Consider the following 16901-nt stretch of genomic DNA (forward strand, 5'->3'; position numbering starts at 1 on the left):
GATTTGAAGGGAGCGAGAACCAATGGCTGTAGATAGAGCAAATGTGGAGAAGATCATCCGGGCAGTTGGCGGAGCGGACAACATCGAGGCCGCAACGCATTGTGTCACGAGATTGAGGTTTGCCCTGGTTGACGAGAAGAAAGTGGATCAGAAGCTGCTGGAGCAGAATGATTTGGTGAAGGGGCATTTCTCCTCCCAGGGGCAATTTCAGGTTGTAATCGGCCCCGGTCTTGTGGACAAGGTTTATGATGAAATGATCGCCATCACCGGGGGGCAGCGTTCCTCCAAGGATGACGTAAAGAAGGTAGCCGGTAAAAAACAAAACCCGCTGCAGCAGGCGATTAAGACGCTGGCGGATATCTTTATTCCGATTTTGCCTGCCATCGTCACCGCAGGTTTGCTGCTCGGCATCAATAATATTTTGACGGGCCCCGGCATCTTCTTCGAAGGCCGGTCGCTGGTGCAGGAATATCCGGCATGGACGGACTTCGCCGGCATTATCAACCTGATCGCCAATACCGCGTTCACCTTCCTGCCGGCGCTTATCGGCTGGTCCGCCGCGACCCGGTTCGGCGGTAGTCCGCTGCTTGGAATCGTGCTCGGCCTGATCCTCGTCCATCCGGATCTGCTAAATGCATGGGCCTATGCCCAGGCCTCGCAGGAAGGCAAGATTCCGCATTGGAATCTGTTCGGCTGGCAGTTGGAGAAAATAGGCTACCAAGGGCAGGTGCTTCCGGTCCTCGTATCGGCTTACTTACTTGCCCGGATTGAGAGATTCCTGAACAAGAAGGTGCATGACTCCATCAAGCTGCTCGTCGTCGCTCCGGTGGCGCTGCTGGTAACGGGGTTCCTGGCTTTTACAATCATCGGGCCGGTCACCTTTGCAATTGGAAACGCGATCACGAACGGGCTGGTGCATGTGTTCAATACGCTTCCTGCTCTTGGCGGCTTGCTGTACGGAGGGATTTACGCGCTGCTGGTCGTGACCGGGATGCATCATACGTTTCTGGCTGTTGACGTGCAGCTTATCGGCAGCAAGGGAGGAACCTTCCTGTGGCCGATGCTGGCGCTCTCCAATATCGCCCAAGGCTCGGCGGCGCTTGCTATGTTGTTAGTGTTCCGCGAGCAGAAATCCAAGGGCCTGGCCGTTACTTCTTCTATCTCCGCATTTCTCGGAGTAACCGAACCGGCCATTTTCGGGGTCAATATCCGCTATAAATATCCGTTTATCTTTGGCATGATCGGCTCCGCGATAGGTGGACTGGTGCTGACGATCAATCACGTTCTGGCATCATCGATCGGTGTCGGCGGTATTCCCGGCTTTCTGTCCATTTTTCCGAATCAGTGGGGAGTCTTCTTCGTCGGCATGGCCATCGTGCTTGTCGTTCCGTTCCTGCTGACAGCGGCTTATGGCAAAGTAGCCTCCCGCAAGGCTGGGGGAGCTAATGCTGACAATGGATCAACGTCGGGTCAAGTCTCCTCCGAGACTGCTGCTGCAGCCGAAACGGAAGCCGTATCCCTAGCGGCTCCGGTCATCTCGACAGGGGAAGCCGTCAATGTGCTGGATATTCTCGCTCCGCTTGCTGGCCAGGTCGTGCCGCTTGAGAATGTGCCCGATCCGGCTTTCGCCGAACGGCAGATGGGGCAAGGCATTGCCATCGAGCCTTCGGATGGACGGGTTGTCGCTCCGTTCGACGCCAAGGTGGTGCATATCATCAAGAGCAAACATGCCATTGTTCTGGAGCATGCCACCGGCGTCCAGATTCTGATTCATGTCGGCATCAACACTGTGTCGCTGAAAGGAGCTCCCTTTACGACGCATGTCGGTATCGACGATGAAGTGAAGGCCGGTCAGCTGCTGATCGAGTTTGACAGGGAGGCCATCCTCCAAGCCAGACTTCCGGTTATTACTCCAATCATTATTCCGGACGGACAGCCCATTGTGGAGCGTGTAACCGAGGAGTCTGTTGGAGAAACGGTTTCCGGACGGGATATCGTGTTGAAGGTTCATTTATCCTCCCAGGGTATCTAATAGAAGCGGCTCCTGTATAAAAACAAAAGAAGCGCAGTCCAAGGGGCTGTGCTTCTTGTTATCTTTCGGGTTATGCTAAAGACAGGATGGTGATAAACGGTGAGCGCCAATATTTATTGGACCATTTATAACGATTACGCGGAGAAAATCCAAAATGGCGACATACCTGCCGGCGCCAAAATCCCATCGGAGAGTGAGCTGGCCGACAGCTACGGAACTTCGAGGGAAACGGTGCGCAAGGCGCTGGGTCTTCTGTCGCAGAACGGATATATACACAAAGTCAAAGGCAAAGGTTCATTTGTACTCGATTTGGGTAAGATGAAATTCCCCATCACGGGCCTGATCAGCTTTAAGGAAATGTCGGAGAAAATGGGCCGGAAATCAAGAACGCTTGTCCATAAAACGGAACAGGTTCCCGCGTCCCGGGTCATTGCGGCGCATTTGGATCTCAAAGAGGGAACAACGGTGTGGGAAGTGATCCGTTCCCGCGAGATTGAAGGGGAGCGGGTCATTCTCGACAAGGATTATTTTGTGCCGGAAAGGGTAGGGACACTGACTCCGGAAATCGCCGCAAGGTCGATTTACGATTATTTGGAGAATACTTTGAAATTATTGATCAGCTATGCGAAAAAAGAAATATCAGTCGAGCCGGCAACGCCCGAAGACCGGGCCCTGCTCGACCTCAATAATCTTTCCCATGTCGTGGTCGTACGCAATTATGTGTATCTGGAGGATACGGCGCTGTTTCAGTATACGGAGTCAAGGCACAGACTAGACAAATTCCAGTTTGTCGACTTTGCCCGCAGGGCGCATTAAGTGACTTTTTTCCCAAACTGTTTATCGTATAAGTCCTTGTAAATCCCGTTCTTCTCCAATAGCTGCTCATGCTTTCCTTCCTCGACAACCTTGCCTTCCTTGACGACAAGGATGTTGTCCGCCGACATAATCGTGGACAGGCGGTGGGCGATGACGATGCTGGTCTTGTTCTTAAGCAGAACCGCCATCGCCTGCTGCACATAAAATTCCGAGACGGTGTCTAGGGAAGAGGTCGCTTCGTCCATTATGATGATCGACGGGTTCTTCAGCAGAACCCTTGCGATGGAAATGCGCTGTTTCTCTCCGCCCGACAGCTTGATCCCCCGATTGCCCACAACCGTGTCGTAGCCATCCGGAAGTTCCTTGATGAAATCGTGAATGTAAGCCGCTTGGCAAGCCTGCAATATCTCTTCATCGGTCGCTTCTTCGTTCGCATACAGGAGATTCTCGCGGATCGTTCCGTTAAACAGGTAAGTGTCCTGCGTGACCAGCCCGATGCTGGACCGCAAGGACTTCAAAGTTATCGAAGCGATGTCCGCTCCGCCAATCCGGATGCTGCCCGAATCGGCATTATACAGCCGGGGGATGAGGTTCGTAATCGTCGTTTTTCCCGCTCCGCTCGGACCGACGAGGGCGGTCATTGTGCCCGGTTCAGCCTTGAAGGAAATATCCCGCAGCGCCGGCTTATCCGGCTGATATGCAAAGCTGACGTTCCGGAATTCGATGCCGCTACCTGCTCCGTTCAAGGAGACGGCCCCGGGAGCGTCGGCGATTTGCGGCTCCATGTCGAAGTAATCGAAGATGCGCTCGAACAGGGCGACCGACCGTTTGATGTCCACATACAAATTCGTAAGCTGCCCCACCGGAGCATAAAGTCTGCCGAGCAGCGCAACAAAGGCGATAATGGCTCCGACTGTAATCTCTCCTTGGATAAACAGATAGCCGCCGTACAGGTAAATCAGCATGGGGCCGATGGACGCGAATGTGTTCACCAGCATCATAAACCAGCGCCCGGCCATGGATTCCTTGATTTGCAGACGTGTCGTTTCCGCGCTGACGGTTATGAAGCGGTCCCGTTCCCGGTCCTCCTGGGTAAACAGCTTCATCAGCATATAGCCGCTCAGACTGAGCGTTTCTTGGATAATATGGTTTTGCTCGGAGATTTTCTCCTGCGTTTGTTTTGCCAGCTTCCAGCGGACGCTGCCCATCTTGCGGGTAGGCGCGACAAACAGGGGGACAACGAACACGCTGACCAAGGCCAGCTTCCAGTTCATCCAAAAAAGTGTCCCCGCCGTCGTGACCAGCATCAGCAGATTGCTGGCAAAATTCACGATCGTCCCGCTGAACACCCCTTGAATCCCCGAAATATCGCTGGTCATCCGCGTAATCACCTCGCCCTGCTTCACATTCGAGAAGAACTGCAGCGGCATTCCCTGAAGATGGCGGTACATCTGGTTTTTCATGTCATAGACGATACTTTGCGAAATAAAAGAATTCAAATAGCTCTGGAACACCCCGAGCAAGCCTGATGCAACCGTCGCGGCCAGGGAGCCGACAACCAGAAAGACCAGCAGCCGTAAGTTCTTGCCCGGAAGCGCATGGTCGACGATTTGCTGAACGAGCAGTGGCGGCAGCAATCCAAGCACAGAGGTGGCAAGCAGAATCGCCAGCACGACAAGCGTCTGTTTCCAATAGGGGAGAAAATAGCGGGAAATCCGCAGCAGCATGGCTTTGGAAAGGTCGGGGTTCTCCAGCGAGTCGTCGAATTTCATTCTCCCCATGGTGTGTCCGCTAAATTTTGACATATCTAATCACCAACTTTTTTATATGGTTACAGCTTATCCAGCAGCCGTTGATGCATATCCAGCAGACTCCCGATCTCTTCCGCCGAGAACTGCCGTAAAGCTTGGTCAAGCGCCAGGCGCGATTGATCTTCCCTGTCGTACCGTTCGCACAGCTCTTCACCAGCCGAAGTCGAGCGGAGCAGCGTTTCCCTGCGATCCTGCGGAGAGGTTTCACGTACGGCAAGCTCTTTTTCAACGAGGGCGTCAATATGCAAGCTGACTCTGCTCTTGGGCACCCGGAGCCGCTCGGTTACTTCCTTCTGGGTAAGCCCCGGAACCTTGCGGATCAACCGCAGAATATCGAGCTGATGGACCGTCAGACCGACTTCGGCGGCGCTTTGGTGGGCGAGCCTTTTGAGCTGCCTGGCAACGGAAAAAAAGGAATGATAGACCTCGGCGGTATGACGATTATCGTGCATTTTAAACGCTCCTCAATAGTTATCATAGTAAACAGTTTACAATAAAAACTAAGCGAATACAAATTGCAGTCTATTACAATTTTGACATGGAAGAGAGAACGCCATTTTGTATAATGGAAGCATCTGGATGGAAATTTTGCGTATAGGAGGAACGACTCTTGGATACCCGGCATGCTTTGGATCGACTCGTACAATTATTCAAAGAGGAAATGACGGATAATCTGGCCGGTATTTATTTGCATGGTTCACTTGCCATGGGATGCTTTAACCCCGCCGAGAGCGATATCGATCTGCTGGTAGTCGCTTATGAGAAACTGTCTGTGGAAACGAACAAGCGGATAGCCAAAAGGCTGCTTGCGCTTCACGATGAGCTTCCGAATCGGCGCGGCATAGAGCTGAGCATTATTCTGAAGTCCTGTCTCAGCGATTTTGTCTATCCGACGCCTTTTGAGTTTCACTACTCCGATTATCACCGTGAAAAATACCGCGCGGACGAAAATTATATTTGCGGGGGGTTTGAGGATGCGGACCTCGCGGCGCATTTTACCGTTACTTATCACCGGGGGGTTGCCCTATACGGAAAGCCGGTCAGGGAGGCCTTTGCTCCGGTCGGCAGGCAGTACTATCTTGATTCCATTCTCTCCGATATCGAGAGCGCGCCTCACAATATTGTCCATTCTCCGGTCTACTATACGCTGAACCTCTGCCGGGTTCTATTCTTTCTGCAAGAGGGTGCCGTTGCTTCCAAAAAAGAAGGCGGGGAGTGGGGATCACTAAATCTGCCTTTACAATATCGCGATACCGTCCGGATGGCACTAAACGAATACGCGGGAAATCCGTCGGCTGCGAAGCCGGAAGCGGAAGCATTGACAGATTTTGCCCAGTATATGATGAATGCAATCGGCCGATTGGCCGAGCATGAGTGTTAGTCCCCTCATATTTTCTACATATTTAAGGAATACAATGGATTTGAAAGGAGGCGAACTCAAATGAAGAAGAAATTGTGGATCGGCATTGGCGCTATCGTACTGACTCTCGGAATCGGGACTGCCGTATATGCCGCAGAAGGAGGCGACGCGACCTTTCAACAGATGCTCCCCTTTATGAAAAAAATGCATCCGAGCCTGTCCGACCAGCAGCTAAATGATATGCATAAATCCTGCGGACAGCATAACAGCAGCACGGATACCATGATGAAATCCGGTTCAGGGATGATGAAAAATGCGGGAAGCATGATGAGCGGAAATTAGATAATGTAACAATTTCGAATGTGACAGGTAAATGAGGACAATGGCGTGCGAATCGGGAGGTTCGGCACGCCCTTTTTTACGTTGGATAGAATAATTGTCCTTGTTTAGAAACCTAGGTCGTTGGTTTGGGACAATAAAAAGCCCTGATAATATAGAGGAATTTAAAAAAATAAACTGCATCGTAGAATTTAATAGTGATGAAAAATTAAACTTATTGAGTATTGATTCATCACACGATCAGGCAGGATAGTTTAAAGATTTCGCGAAATAATGTTAAATAGTGTATTTAGGAAGTTTATAAATAAGATGTTAGCTGAAATTCAACTTAAGAAGGTGAAAATATGACAAGGATTACTATCAACAAAGCGAGTATCGAAGATGCTAAAAACATATCAGAGATTATTAGAATATCCTTTAAGAAACAAGCAGAATTAATTAATATTTCTGAAGCTGAGTACCCGAATTATGTGGCTTTTGAAACTGAAGAAAATACAAAGTCGAGAATTAATAATACCGAATTCACGCTCCGATCGGCTGATGCCGATCCCCGATCTGTCCGAGGCATTTTCGGAGAAGTTTAATCAGCAGACAACCCTGCGAGCTCGGGTTCGTGAATAGGAAATCGTTATCGGAAACCGTCTATAACACATAAAGACAATAAACCATTAAGATCAAAATACAAGAAATAATGGGAGAAGGATGAATAGTGTATGCCAAAGCCACTACTAAGAGCGGAAGGAATTATTTGTAGTCATGAATTCACAAGATTTTTAGTTCAATGTGATACAGAAGAATCCTTTTACAGATTTCCTGGTGGGAGCATCGAATTTGGTGAAACAGCAAGTGAAGCAATAATTAGAGAATTGATAGAAGAATTTGATTTAACAGTTTCAGTTGGTGACCTCGCATTAATAAATGAAAGTATTATAGAGTATGATGGAAAGCAAAGACATGACTGTACATTGCTTCATTGGTGTAAACTTAACACCGAATCAGATCTTGTACAGTTCAAATTGCATAAAGAATGTGAAGGAATAAAGTTAATATGGAAAACAATTGATGAATTACGAATCAAACCCTTATACCCTGAAGGAATATTTGAAATCTTAGAGATGAAGAAGACGACAGAACGACATCATACAATCATTAGAAAGACATATTAAAAGATATTTTGAAAGGTGAATTCAAGGAAGAGACGGCATCCGATAACACCGCAATCCCACTCGGGTCTGACGGCCCTTGGTCGCCAAGACATTTCGGGGAAGTGGAACCAGGCGACACACCTTCAAGGTTAAGTGGCGGAGCCACCCGGTTCGGGTTAATCGCTGCGCTCGGATTAATGCGAGAACCTTAATCCTTTCGGCGTCGGGAATGCAACAACGTTAAGTGAAATTACTGCAGAATAAACCACTATAAAGAACTTTAGAAACTAAAAATAAATATCCAAAGAAGTAACCCCTATAAAAGCGTTATAAAATGAGCTATACTGAGGTAAGAATAAGTAAGGAGCCGTGCTGACACACGACTCCCAGAGCACAATAACTGCATAAAGAGCAGTCGGCCACACAAGATAGGTCGAGAATAGACCGTTACCTTAGGCAGGGCGGTCTATTTCTTTTTCATGTAGGTAAGAAGCGCCAAAATGAACATGCCGAACATGAACATTAAGGTGAGAGCATCTTTGACCTCCATGGGCATCACCTCCCTTCCGGGAGACTAGCCGACCGCCCTTATAGCCGTATATTGTACTCAAAAATTATAACATAGGAAATCGAATAAAGAACTATTAGATCCTTTAAAAATCTCGATAACACATGAAAAAAGAACGATATGAAATGTTGTTAGGGTCAATCAAAGAAGTTAGTAACATCACTTAACAATGCATCTACGCTGCGGGGCATTTGCCCCTTGGTTGTCGGGAGTTATACCCTAAATTCCCGGTCAAATTATAACGAGGTAGGCAAAGGAACTCCCAGCGCATCGTAAAGTTCAATCTGGCGTTTGGTGATTTCACCGAATTGCAGATCATGCCCAGGGCGTTCATAACACTCAATCACATCAAGTTCATCAAGCAGTCCCTGCATCGTATAGCGCTGGAATAGTTGTTTCTCCTGCATCACTTTTTTGATATAGGATAAATAGATGAGTGCGATGAACTCTACAAATAGTTTCCCATCCAGACTTCGTTCGGAAGAAACCTCCATGCGACGGAAATTCAGGCGTTCTTTCAAGTTGCCAAAGGCTTTTTCAATTACATCCTTGTTGCGATACACGGCGAGTGCTTCGATGGGGTCTTTGATCTCATTGCTAAGCAGGGCAAAATATCCGTAATTCTTGGCAGCGGCATTGATCGCCTCCTGCTTAGGCTTAATGGAGATGCCCCGTTTAGGTGTAGAAGTAACTTCAAAATATTTGGCATACGCTTTTTCATGTGCAGGCTCGCGTTTTCCGCTCTCCAGTTCTGTTTTCAGTTTGGTGAGCAGCCGATTCAATTTATTGGCATCTTCAGCTTCCTTCTCTTTGTTGAAATACAGATGCAAATAAGCGCGTCGTTTCCCTTCGATGACATCGCCTTTATAAGGCCGCGTCTGTGAATACTTCCAAGTGATCGTAGCCGAGTGTGCATACAAGTTGTGGTCGGGATGGAAGTTCTCCCATTTTTGAAGCTGCGACTTGGCCGTCTCCAACTCGGCTTGCACGTATTTGAGCGTCACTTTCACGCCAATGAGGAATTTCAAATGCTGCTGATACATGGCATTGATATTCGCTTCACTATAGAAGCCGCGATCCATGACCAGCTTAATCTTTTTGTAAGAAAAGAAATCCATATCCGCAAGCATATTCTTAAGGGTCTGCACATCCGAAATATTTCCTGGCAACTTGCGGTAGTAGAAGGGCAGATTGGACTGCTCGCCAAAGAGAAGGGCCAGATTCATTTGCGGAAGCGGATCATGTTCCTTGTTCTTTCCGTATTTCACCTGTTTCAAGCTTTCCGAGTAGCTAGATAGAGTAGTCGTATCGTAAGCCCAGTACTCTTTTTCTGCCCGTCGCCTGCCCTGCAGCCGAAAGAAATGTTCCCTGGCTTCTTCGGAGATCGAAGCAAAAAAATCGCTGCTGCGCTGGGAAGGAATATCCTTGGAGTACGGATGCCGGTGAGTCAAAGCCCACTTCGAAAACCGTTGCAACGGATTGTGATCCTCCAGAATGAGAAAAAAGGCGATGGACAGGACTTGCCTATACTGATTTGGAAAGCATTGCTTCAAGTCTGCAGTAATCTCCAACTTTTCACCGATGGCACTGAGCAAGTAAGTCGCACCTGCGTATAAGCGTTTCGTCTCTGTCACGGGAACGGGGCCACGTTTTAAGGTAGGTTCTGACGCAGCCAAACGCTTGGATGGAATCAATTCGCCCGTTTGCGAGTCCAGCTTGCCGATGCAAATACGGCGACTGCGTGATTGTTGCTTCGTTTTGTCCCAGTAGTTCTCGGACTCATAGACGTATGTAATCCCGTTCTTCTTGTTTTTCAGATAGATGAGCGGCATATGATCTCCCCATTCCACGTTATAATTATAACGTGCAATGGGGAAGATTGGCAAGAAGTATTGAGGAAGAATCGCGTCGTTTCAAGGTTTCTCCACTATCCTCGTTATAATTTCGCGGGAATGCAGGTTAACAGCTGAAGGAGCATGCCGTTGATATTGACTTCGTAATAAGGCAGCTTCATTTCAAATTCCCGGATGATTTCAAAGATTAATCTTTCGATAGCAGAAGGATTCCTTAATCGGATATGGCTCCGCAGGGAAGGCGAGAGCTGGCTCAATTCATCATTTCGAATCCACTTCAATTCATCCGCAGTCATATCTTCAAGCTTCTTGAAGGAAACCTTCACGTCCTGACTGTCCTCCTTATAGAACAGATCAAAGTGCAGGTGCGGCTGACGTACTAATTCGCTCCCCAGCTTTCGAATCGAATGCTGCTGCCGGGGACGGAACAGAAACAGATCTCCCGGTTGGCCGATCCATACATTATTCTCGACCGCAACGAAAAGGGATTCTTGAAATTTGCTCCGGCCGAGGAATTAAAGTCGTTGCGTAAGGAATATTTCCATCTTGAACGTACTGTCTTTGAAGGTGAAACGGTACTGGAAGTCCAGTCTATCCAAGGAGTTTGCCTGGAAATATGCGCAGAGTTTGACTTGTTAGACTGCCAAGCGGATGCGATCGGAATAAAGCTGAGGTGCTCGGACGATGGGGAACAAGAGACGGTCCTGACTTATTCCCTGCAATCAGGGGAGCTTTCGTTCGATCGAAGCCGCTCGGATGGATGGAGCGAGGGAGTCAGGACATGCCAACTGGACCTTAGAGGGAGAGACACTTTGAAGCTGCACATCTTTGTGGATACTTGTGTGGTCGAAGTATTTGCGGATGATGGACGCTTGACCATGACTAATAATATTTTTCCCGATCCGGATCATGTAACGCTTAAGCTGTACAGCTCCGGCGGTAAGGCGGAAGTAGTATCGCTTGATATTTGGAATCTTTAATCGGCGGTTTCTTAAGCTGACCCCGCTTGCCCATGTGTATTATAATGAAAAGAATGTAATTGCATTTTCACAAGAATGAAAGAGGCGAGCTTAGGACCATGGGCAAGTATCGTACTTATCTTTTTTTAATTTTGGCTAATTTGTTTTGGGCGGGGAATTATGTGTTCGGCAAATATGTGGTGGCGGAGATGACGCCGGTACAGATGACGTTCTCGCGGTGGCTGATCGCCGTGTTTCTGCTGTTTCCGATCGCGCATCTCGTGGAACGCCCCCACTGGAGAAGCGTCTGGGCCAGGTGGAGGATCTTGCTGGTGATGGCCTTGCTGGGCGTGGTCGGCTATAACTTCCTGCTGTATGAAGCGCTGAGGTTCACGACCTCTATGAACGCCGCGCTCGTCAATGCGATGAATCCGGCGCTGATCGTGCTGTTCTCTGCCTTTTTTCTCCGGGAGCGAATATCGCTTGCCAAAGGTGTAGGACTGCTGGTGTCGCTGCTCGGCGTGCTTCTGGTGCTGACCAAGGGACAGTTGCAGCTGATTTTTCAGACTGATTACAATCTCGGCGATTTGCTGATGCTGGCCGCGATTCTCGTCTGGACGCTGTATTCGATCTTTGGACGGAAAATGGGAGGGGTGCCTCCCATCTCGGCGACGGCGGTATCCGCGCTGCTGGGGCTCATTCTGATCCTTCCGTTTTTTCTCGCATCGGGCATGAATCTGCCGCTGAGCCATCGGGCAACCATGGGCATTCTGTATATCGGCATTTTTCCATCCGTTGGATCGTTTATTTTCTGGAACGCGTCAATCCGCGAAATCGGGGCCAGCCGGGCTGGGATATATCTGAATCTGATCACGGTGTTCACGGCCATTCTCAGCATGCTGCTCGGTAATCCGGTGACGCTTGCGCAGGTACTCGGCGGGCTGCTTGTGTTTGCAGGGGTATACATAACCGGGAAAAAAGGCAAAGGATAAGAAGCTAGCGCTTTCCTTGCCCGGTGTGATACACTTAACCTGTATGTCGACATGTATTTTAAGGAGTTAACCTGATGATTGATCCGAAGCTTAACATAGGGTTGGGAGAGCAACTGACCGATATTTTGCGGATGAGGATCGTTGGCGGCCAATTGCAGAATGGGCTGAAGCTGACGGAAACCGCGATAGCAAGCGAGTTTGGATTAAGCCGCGCTCCGGTGCGGGAAGCGTTCCGCAATCTGGAATACGAAGGTCTGCTGGATATTACGAAGCAGGGGGCTGTCGTAAAGGTTCTGACGGAAAAAGAGGTCAATGAATTCTACAATGTCCGCTATATGCTGGAATCTTTTGCGCTCAGCCATCTTCCGTCCGAAGGACGGGAGCAAATTATCCGCTATCTGGAGACTTCCGTCGACAGAATGGAGCTGGCGCTGGGCCATAAGGATGCCGACGAGTTCACGGCCCAGGATATCGCGTTCCACACCAAGGCGTTCGAGGTGATCGACCACAAGTTCATCAAGCTGTTCTGGTCGAATATAGACAAGCTGTGCCGGGCGATTCTGATTGTAGGAACGCGCCGCCAGTTTGACAAGGGAGAATTTGAATACAAGCGCCAGGTGGTCGACAAGCACCGCCAGATTGTGGCCGCCCTGAAGGAAGGCAACAATGAGGAGGTTCTCGCCGCGCTTCGCAATCACTTTCACTATAACAGCTGGATTGATAAAAAAGAGTTCTGATGAAAAAAATTCTGACGTTAACCGCTTCCCCTGAGCCAATTGAGAGAGGGGATTTCTTTTGTCCATGGTTGTCGACAGAAATACTTGTTGACAATTATGCGCTTTCATTTTAAAATTCGGTTGTAGGCAGTTGTTAAACAGTCACAAGCCTTTGTGAGGAGGAGAAGATGGAGCTGAAATTTACTGCGCCAAGTACGCCGGGACTGCACCCGGTCGTGGGACCCGGGAACAGCCAACTGGAAGTATTGGAGCTGTTCGTGCTGAACTTGCCGTCGGGCGGGGCGCAAACCATTGAGCTGGAAGGCAGTGAAGCAAGCCTAGTCTGCATCGAGGGCAAGCTGCTGGTAGTGTCCGCAATCAGCGAGTACTTGCTGCTGCCGGGGGACGGTCTCTATGTTCCGCGCGGCCAGACGGTCAGGATTGAAGGGTGCTTTGAACAATCCAGGCTCGTGATAGCGAAGGCTGAAGCTTGGAGCGACGCGGAGTTTATTTATGCCGATTACGGCGCCGCATACCGGGAGAAGGAAGTGCACGGGAGGTACAACTACACCCGCGATATCACGAACCTGCTGACCCGATCCGACCGGGCGAGCCGTATCGTTACAGGCATTACCGCAGGGCAGGATGGAGCCTGGACCAGCTGGCCGCCTCATCACCATTCCGACACGCTGGAGGAAATCTACTTCTATTTCGATATTCCCGCTGATGGCTTCGGCGTTCATGTGGGAATGCTGATGGATGGAACGGAGCAGGCGGAGATTGTCCGTTCGGGCGACGCGGTCATTATTCCCAACGGCTATCATCCCACGGTGGCGTCGCCGGGCGCGCGAATGAAATATATCTTTTTCCTGGGAGCCAAGGGAAGTGAAGAAGATCGCCGGGCTGCGTCGGAGGATCACCCTTTTTACAAGTAACCGTTATTGGATGAAGCGTTGCTGCACAGCGCCTAGTCCAACGGCAAAGTATTTGAAAGCGTAAACATTTATCCGAAACCGGCCAAATGAACATACGATATGCCGGCGGAGGATACGGGGAGGATCAGCTATGTATTTCGGTAGTATTGAAACATTGGAACAAACGAAGCGGCAGTATCCGCCGGCTATTGCCAAAGCCCTTCAGTATTTGAAGGACAACCGGGAGCAATTTCTGTCCATGGATGCCGGAGTATATCCGATTGAGGGACAGCAAATTTACGCTCAGGTCGTCAACCTGGAGACCAAGAAGAAGGAGGATACCCGGCCGGAGGTGCACCGCAAATATATCGATGTGCAATTTTCCGTAGAAGGCAACGAGCGGATCGGGTTTGCGGCAGACACGGGAAACAATGCTGTGGATGAGGATTTGGCGGCGGAGAAGGACATAATTTTTTACAAGCAGGCTGAGAATGAAATGGAGCTTCTGATGCAGCCGGGGCAGTTCGCTGTCTTCTTCCCCGAGGATGTCCATCGTCCGGGCTGTCAGAACGGAGGCGGCGCATCCTTGCGCAAGGTGATCGTAAAGGTCAGCACAGCTGTCTTGTAGCAGGGCGGCGGTCCGACTGTCGGACTGTAACGATAACCCCAATTTAATGGAGAGAGGCGTGAGCGGGCATGATCTTTTCCAACATTGAAACCGGAGAAGCCATCGAGAAAAAGTATACGGAGCCGGTGGTCCGGGCCATCCGGTATTTGCAGGAGCATCAGCATGAGTTTCAGCATATGGAGACGGGTATTTATCCGATTGAAGGAGACGATTTCTTTGTTCAGGTCTTCGATGTCACAACCCGTGAAAAGGAGGAGGCCAGACCGGAAGTGCACCGCAAATATGTAGAATTGCACTACTCGGTAGAGGGGAAGGAACGAATCGGCTTTGCGGTGGATTTGGGCAAGAATACGGTGACGGAGACGCTGCTGGAGACCAAGGATGCGATCTTTTACGCCCAGATCGACAGGGAGACGGAGCTGGTGCTGGAGCCGGGAGATTACGCGATTTTTTTCCCCGAGGATGTTCACCGGCCCATCTGGGAGCATGGCGGCAAAGTAGCGATCCGCAGGGTAGTCATTAAGATCAACGAAGCCATTATGTAAGTGTATTCGCTTAATAACTTCTTATAACAAGGGGTGTCAGTGTGATGAAAAGCGAAACTCGAACCATACCCAACAGCCGTTGGAAACGGATTTTGCCTCCGCTGCTCATTGTGTGCATTATTTCGTTCATGGACCGTGTGAACGTAAGCTTTGCCATATCCGGCGGAATGGACAAAGAGCTTGGCATGACTGCGGGGATGGCCGGCTTTACGGCGGGTATCTTCTTCTTCGGATATTTGTTTCTGCAAATTCCCGGCGGACAGATCGCCGCCAAGAGCAGCGGTAAAAAGTTTATTGCCTGGGTGATTCCGTTTTGGGCCGTTGTCTCCATATTAAGCGGCTTGGCAACGAATACGACTCAGCTCCTGATCCTTCGGTTCTGTCTCGGTGTGACGGAGGGCGGAATGCTGCCGGTTGTCCTGACGATGTGCAGCAACTGGTTTCCCAATGAGGAAAGAGGCCGGGCCAACGCCATCGTGCTGATGTTTGCGCCTATCGCGGCCATCATTACCGGTCCTATCTCGGGATTCATTATTTCTTTTTCCAGCTGGCGCGAAATGTTTATTATTGAAGGGATTGTTTCGCTGATTGTGCTTATCCCCTGGCTGTTAATGGTCAGCGACCGCCCGCAGCAGGCGAAATGGATCAGCAAGGAAGAGAAAGCTTACATTGTCGACAAGCTGGAAGAAGAGCAGCTGGCGATCGAGCAGGAAAATCAGGTGAAGCAGGCATCGATCAAGGATCTGCTGCCGAACAAATCCATGTGGAAGCTAATTGCCCTGAACTTCTGCTACCAGTCGGGCGATTACGGATTCTCCATGTGGCTGCCGACCATGCTGAAGAAATTGACCAACAGCGGCATGGGCATGGTGGGCTTGCTGTCCAGCTTGCCGTGGATCGCTTGTATTGCGGGCATGCTGCTGTTCTCCAACCTGTCCGACCGCACCGGAAAAAGAAGGGAATTCGTTATTATTCCGCTGCTTGGATTCGCACTGTGCCTGCTTCTGTCTGTAACGATTCACGGGAGCATTTGGTTGTCGTACATCTTTCTCATCGGCGCCGGATTCTTCGTTAAGGCCGCAGGGGTGGTGTTCTGGGCCATTCCTCCCCGCCTGTTCAGCAAGGAAGTCGCGGGTGGAGCCCGGGGAGCCATCAACGCCCTCGGGAACCTGGGCGGATTCTTTGGACCCTATATTGTCGGCTTTCTCATTCAAGTATTCAACTATAATGTAGGTGTATACAGCCTTGTAGGTCTGCTGGTCGTATCTGCGCTTATTACCGCAACGCTGCCACGGTCGGTTCAAAGCAGAACGAGCGAAAAAGCGGCCTAAAGCTCAATAAAGAGAGCGGCGGTTAGATGGCAGCGGACTCATGCCGCCGCAAAATACAGGAGATGGAGGAATCATACTATGGATTTATCTGATTTTTCACTGGAAGGAAAACTGGCGGTCGTTACTGGAGGCAACAGAGGGCTTGGGCAGGGCATGGCGGTCGCGCTGGCCAAGGCCGGAGCGGATATCGTGTCCGTTCAGCGAAGCGGGGAGTGTCCGGAAACTTTGGCTTTGGTGGAAGCGCTGGGACGCCGCTGTCATGCGGTCGCCTGCGATTTGGCGGAGCTGCAGACAGGGGAAGATCTCGCCGCAAGTATTGTAGAGCAATTCGGTCAGGTGGATATTCTGGTCAACAACGCGGGCATTCAGCGCCGCCATCCGGCGGAACAGTTTCCAATCGAAGAGTGGGATCTGGTGATGCAGGTCCAGCTTCGCTCGGTGTTCATGCTGTGCCAGGCGTTCGGGAAGCGGATGCTCGAAAGAGGCTCGGGCAAAATCATCAATATTGCTTCTCTGCTGTCCTTCTCCGGCGGCTTGACCGTACCCGCCTATGCGGCAGCGAAGGGAGGGGTTGCCCAGTTGACCAAGGCACTGGCCAATGAATGGTCCTCCCGCGGAGTGAATGTCAATGCCATTGCGCCCGGCTATATGGCGACAGAGATGAATACGGCCCTAATCGGCGATTCGGTCCGCAGCGGGCAGATTATGGACCGGATTCCGTCCAAACGCTGGGGTTCGCCGGAGGACATGGGCGGGACTGCCGTCTTTCTAGCTTCGGGTGCCGCGCGTTATATTCACGGACAGATCATATGCGTGGACGGAGGCTGGATGGCAAGATAGCTTGCGGCCGGCCTGTCTAATGACAAAATACCAAAATTCTAAAAGGAGTCGA

General features: G+C 50.2%; 19 protein-coding genes. 14 read left to right on the top strand and 5 right to left on the bottom strand.

Translation table 11 applies throughout. The features are described 5' to 3' along the window. Positions 1 to 22 precede the first annotated feature (22 nt). Positions 23 to 2032, top strand: a complete 2010-nt coding sequence (treP, locus tag PUR_RS11425; RefSeq protein WP_179035339.1) for a PTS system trehalose-specific EIIBC component — start codon at positions 23 to 25, stop codon at positions 2030 to 2032. Positions 2033 to 2131: 99 nt separating this feature from the next. Next, on the top strand, positions 2132 to 2848 hold the full coding sequence (gene treR / locus PUR_RS11430; RefSeq protein WP_179035340.1) for a trehalose operon repressor: 717 nt from the start codon (positions 2132 to 2134) through the stop codon (positions 2846 to 2848). Here the strand turns inward: treR and PUR_RS11435 are convergent. Both PUR_RS11435 and PUR_RS11440 read right to left on the bottom strand, forming a co-directional pair. Beyond that, a complete protein-coding gene (locus tag PUR_RS11435; protein ID WP_232101823.1) occupies positions 2845 to 4653 on the bottom strand; it encodes an ABC transporter ATP-binding protein in 1809 nt (602 codons plus the stop codon). The genes treR and PUR_RS11435 overlap by 4 nt on opposite strands. Before the next feature lie 26 nt (positions 4654 to 4679). Beyond that, positions 4680 to 5111, bottom strand: a complete 432-nt coding sequence (locus PUR_RS11440; protein ID WP_179035341.1) for a MarR family winged helix-turn-helix transcriptional regulator — start codon at positions 5109 to 5111, stop codon at positions 4680 to 4682. A 158-nt stretch (positions 5112 to 5269) separates the two neighbouring features. Here PUR_RS11440 and PUR_RS11445 point away from each other — a divergent pair, with 158 nt between their 5' ends. The 4 genes from PUR_RS11445 (at position 5270) to PUR_RS11460 (ending at position 7524) form a co-directional block, all read left to right on the top strand. After that, positions 5270 to 6040, top strand: a complete 771-nt coding sequence (locus tag PUR_RS11445) for an aminoglycoside adenylyltransferase domain-containing protein (RefSeq protein WP_179035342.1) — start codon at positions 5270 to 5272, stop codon at positions 6038 to 6040. A gap of 60 nt (positions 6041 to 6100) precedes the next feature. Continuing rightward, entirely contained in the window at positions 6101 to 6361 is a 261-nt protein-coding gene (locus tag PUR_RS11450) for a hypothetical protein (protein WP_179035343.1), read from the top strand. Positions 6362 to 6702: 341 nt separating this feature from the next. After that, positions 6703 to 6942: a hypothetical protein gene (locus PUR_RS11455; protein ID WP_179035344.1), complete on the top strand. Its 240-nt coding sequence runs from the start codon at positions 6703 to 6705 to the stop codon at positions 6940 to 6942. Between the two features lie 129 nt (positions 6943 to 7071). After that, positions 7072 to 7524 carry an NUDIX domain-containing protein gene (locus PUR_RS11460; RefSeq protein ID WP_179035345.1) on the top strand — a complete coding sequence of 151 codons (453 nt, stop codon included), beginning with the start codon at positions 7072 to 7074 and terminating at the stop codon, positions 7522 to 7524. 445 nt (positions 7525 to 7969) lie between these two features. Here the strand turns inward: PUR_RS11460 and PUR_RS26300 are convergent, their stop codons facing one another. The 3 genes from PUR_RS26300 to PUR_RS26035 all read right to left on the bottom strand — a co-directional run bounded on the left by PUR_RS26300 (position 7970) and on the right by PUR_RS26035 (position 10250). Beyond that, the gene (locus PUR_RS26300; RefSeq protein WP_269474728.1) at positions 7970 to 8053 is read right to left on the bottom strand and encodes a putative holin-like toxin; all 84 of its coding nucleotides are present in this window, start codon (positions 8051 to 8053) and stop codon (positions 7970 to 7972) included. 254 nt (positions 8054 to 8307) lie between these two features. Beyond that, on the bottom strand, positions 8308 to 9903 hold the full coding sequence (locus tag PUR_RS11465; protein ID WP_179035346.1) for an IS1634 family transposase: 1596 nt from the start codon (positions 9901 to 9903) through the stop codon (positions 8308 to 8310). A 104-nt stretch (positions 9904 to 10007) separates the two neighbouring features. Then, entirely contained in the window at positions 10008 to 10250 is a 243-nt protein-coding gene (locus PUR_RS26035; RefSeq protein ID WP_232101824.1) for a hypothetical protein, read from the bottom strand. A 198-nt stretch (positions 10251 to 10448) separates the two neighbouring features. Here PUR_RS26035 and PUR_RS11475 point away from each other — a divergent pair, with 198 nt between their 5' ends. The 8 genes from PUR_RS11475 (at position 10449) to kduD (ending at position 16849) form a co-directional block, all read left to right on the top strand. After that, positions 10449 to 10904: a GH32 C-terminal domain-containing protein gene (locus PUR_RS11475; RefSeq protein ID WP_232101825.1), complete on the top strand. Its 456-nt coding sequence runs from the start codon at positions 10449 to 10451 to the stop codon at positions 10902 to 10904. Positions 10905 to 11002: 98 nt separating this feature from the next. Further along, positions 11003 to 11875: a DMT family transporter gene (locus PUR_RS11480; RefSeq protein WP_179035348.1), complete on the top strand. Its 873-nt coding sequence runs from the start codon at positions 11003 to 11005 to the stop codon at positions 11873 to 11875. A gap of 74 nt (positions 11876 to 11949) precedes the next feature. Further along, the gene (locus PUR_RS11485; RefSeq protein WP_179035349.1) at positions 11950 to 12612 is read left to right on the top strand and encodes a GntR family transcriptional regulator; all 663 of its coding nucleotides are present in this window, start codon (positions 11950 to 11952) and stop codon (positions 12610 to 12612) included. Positions 12613 to 12779: 167 nt separating this feature from the next. Next, entirely contained in the window at positions 12780 to 13526 is a 747-nt protein-coding gene (locus PUR_RS11490; protein ID WP_179035350.1) for a 5-deoxy-glucuronate isomerase, read from the top strand. Positions 13527 to 13656: 130 nt separating this feature from the next. Then, positions 13657 to 14133, top strand: a complete 477-nt coding sequence (locus PUR_RS11495; protein ID WP_179035351.1) for a NanQ anomerase/TabA/YiaL family protein — start codon at positions 13657 to 13659, stop codon at positions 14131 to 14133. A 68-nt stretch (positions 14134 to 14201) separates the two neighbouring features. Further along, positions 14202 to 14678 (top strand): NanQ anomerase/TabA/YiaL family protein, encoded by a 477-nt coding sequence (locus tag PUR_RS11500; protein ID WP_179035352.1) that lies wholly within the window; start codon positions 14202 to 14204, stop codon positions 14676 to 14678. Between the two features lie 44 nt (positions 14679 to 14722). After that, positions 14723 to 16009: an MFS transporter gene (locus PUR_RS11505; protein WP_179035353.1), complete on the top strand. Its 1287-nt coding sequence runs from the start codon at positions 14723 to 14725 to the stop codon at positions 16007 to 16009. Between the two features lie 78 nt (positions 16010 to 16087). Then, a complete protein-coding gene (gene kduD / locus PUR_RS11510; protein ID WP_179035354.1) occupies positions 16088 to 16849 on the top strand; it encodes a 2-dehydro-3-deoxy-D-gluconate 5-dehydrogenase KduD in 762 nt (253 codons plus the stop codon). The last annotated feature ends 52 nt before the right edge of the window (positions 16850 to 16901 follow it).

The sequence above is a fragment of the Paenibacillus sp. URB8-2 genome (assembly GCF_013393385.1).
In the GTDB taxonomy this organism is placed as follows: Bacteria; Bacillota; Bacilli; order Paenibacillales; family Paenibacillaceae; genus Paenibacillus_AQ.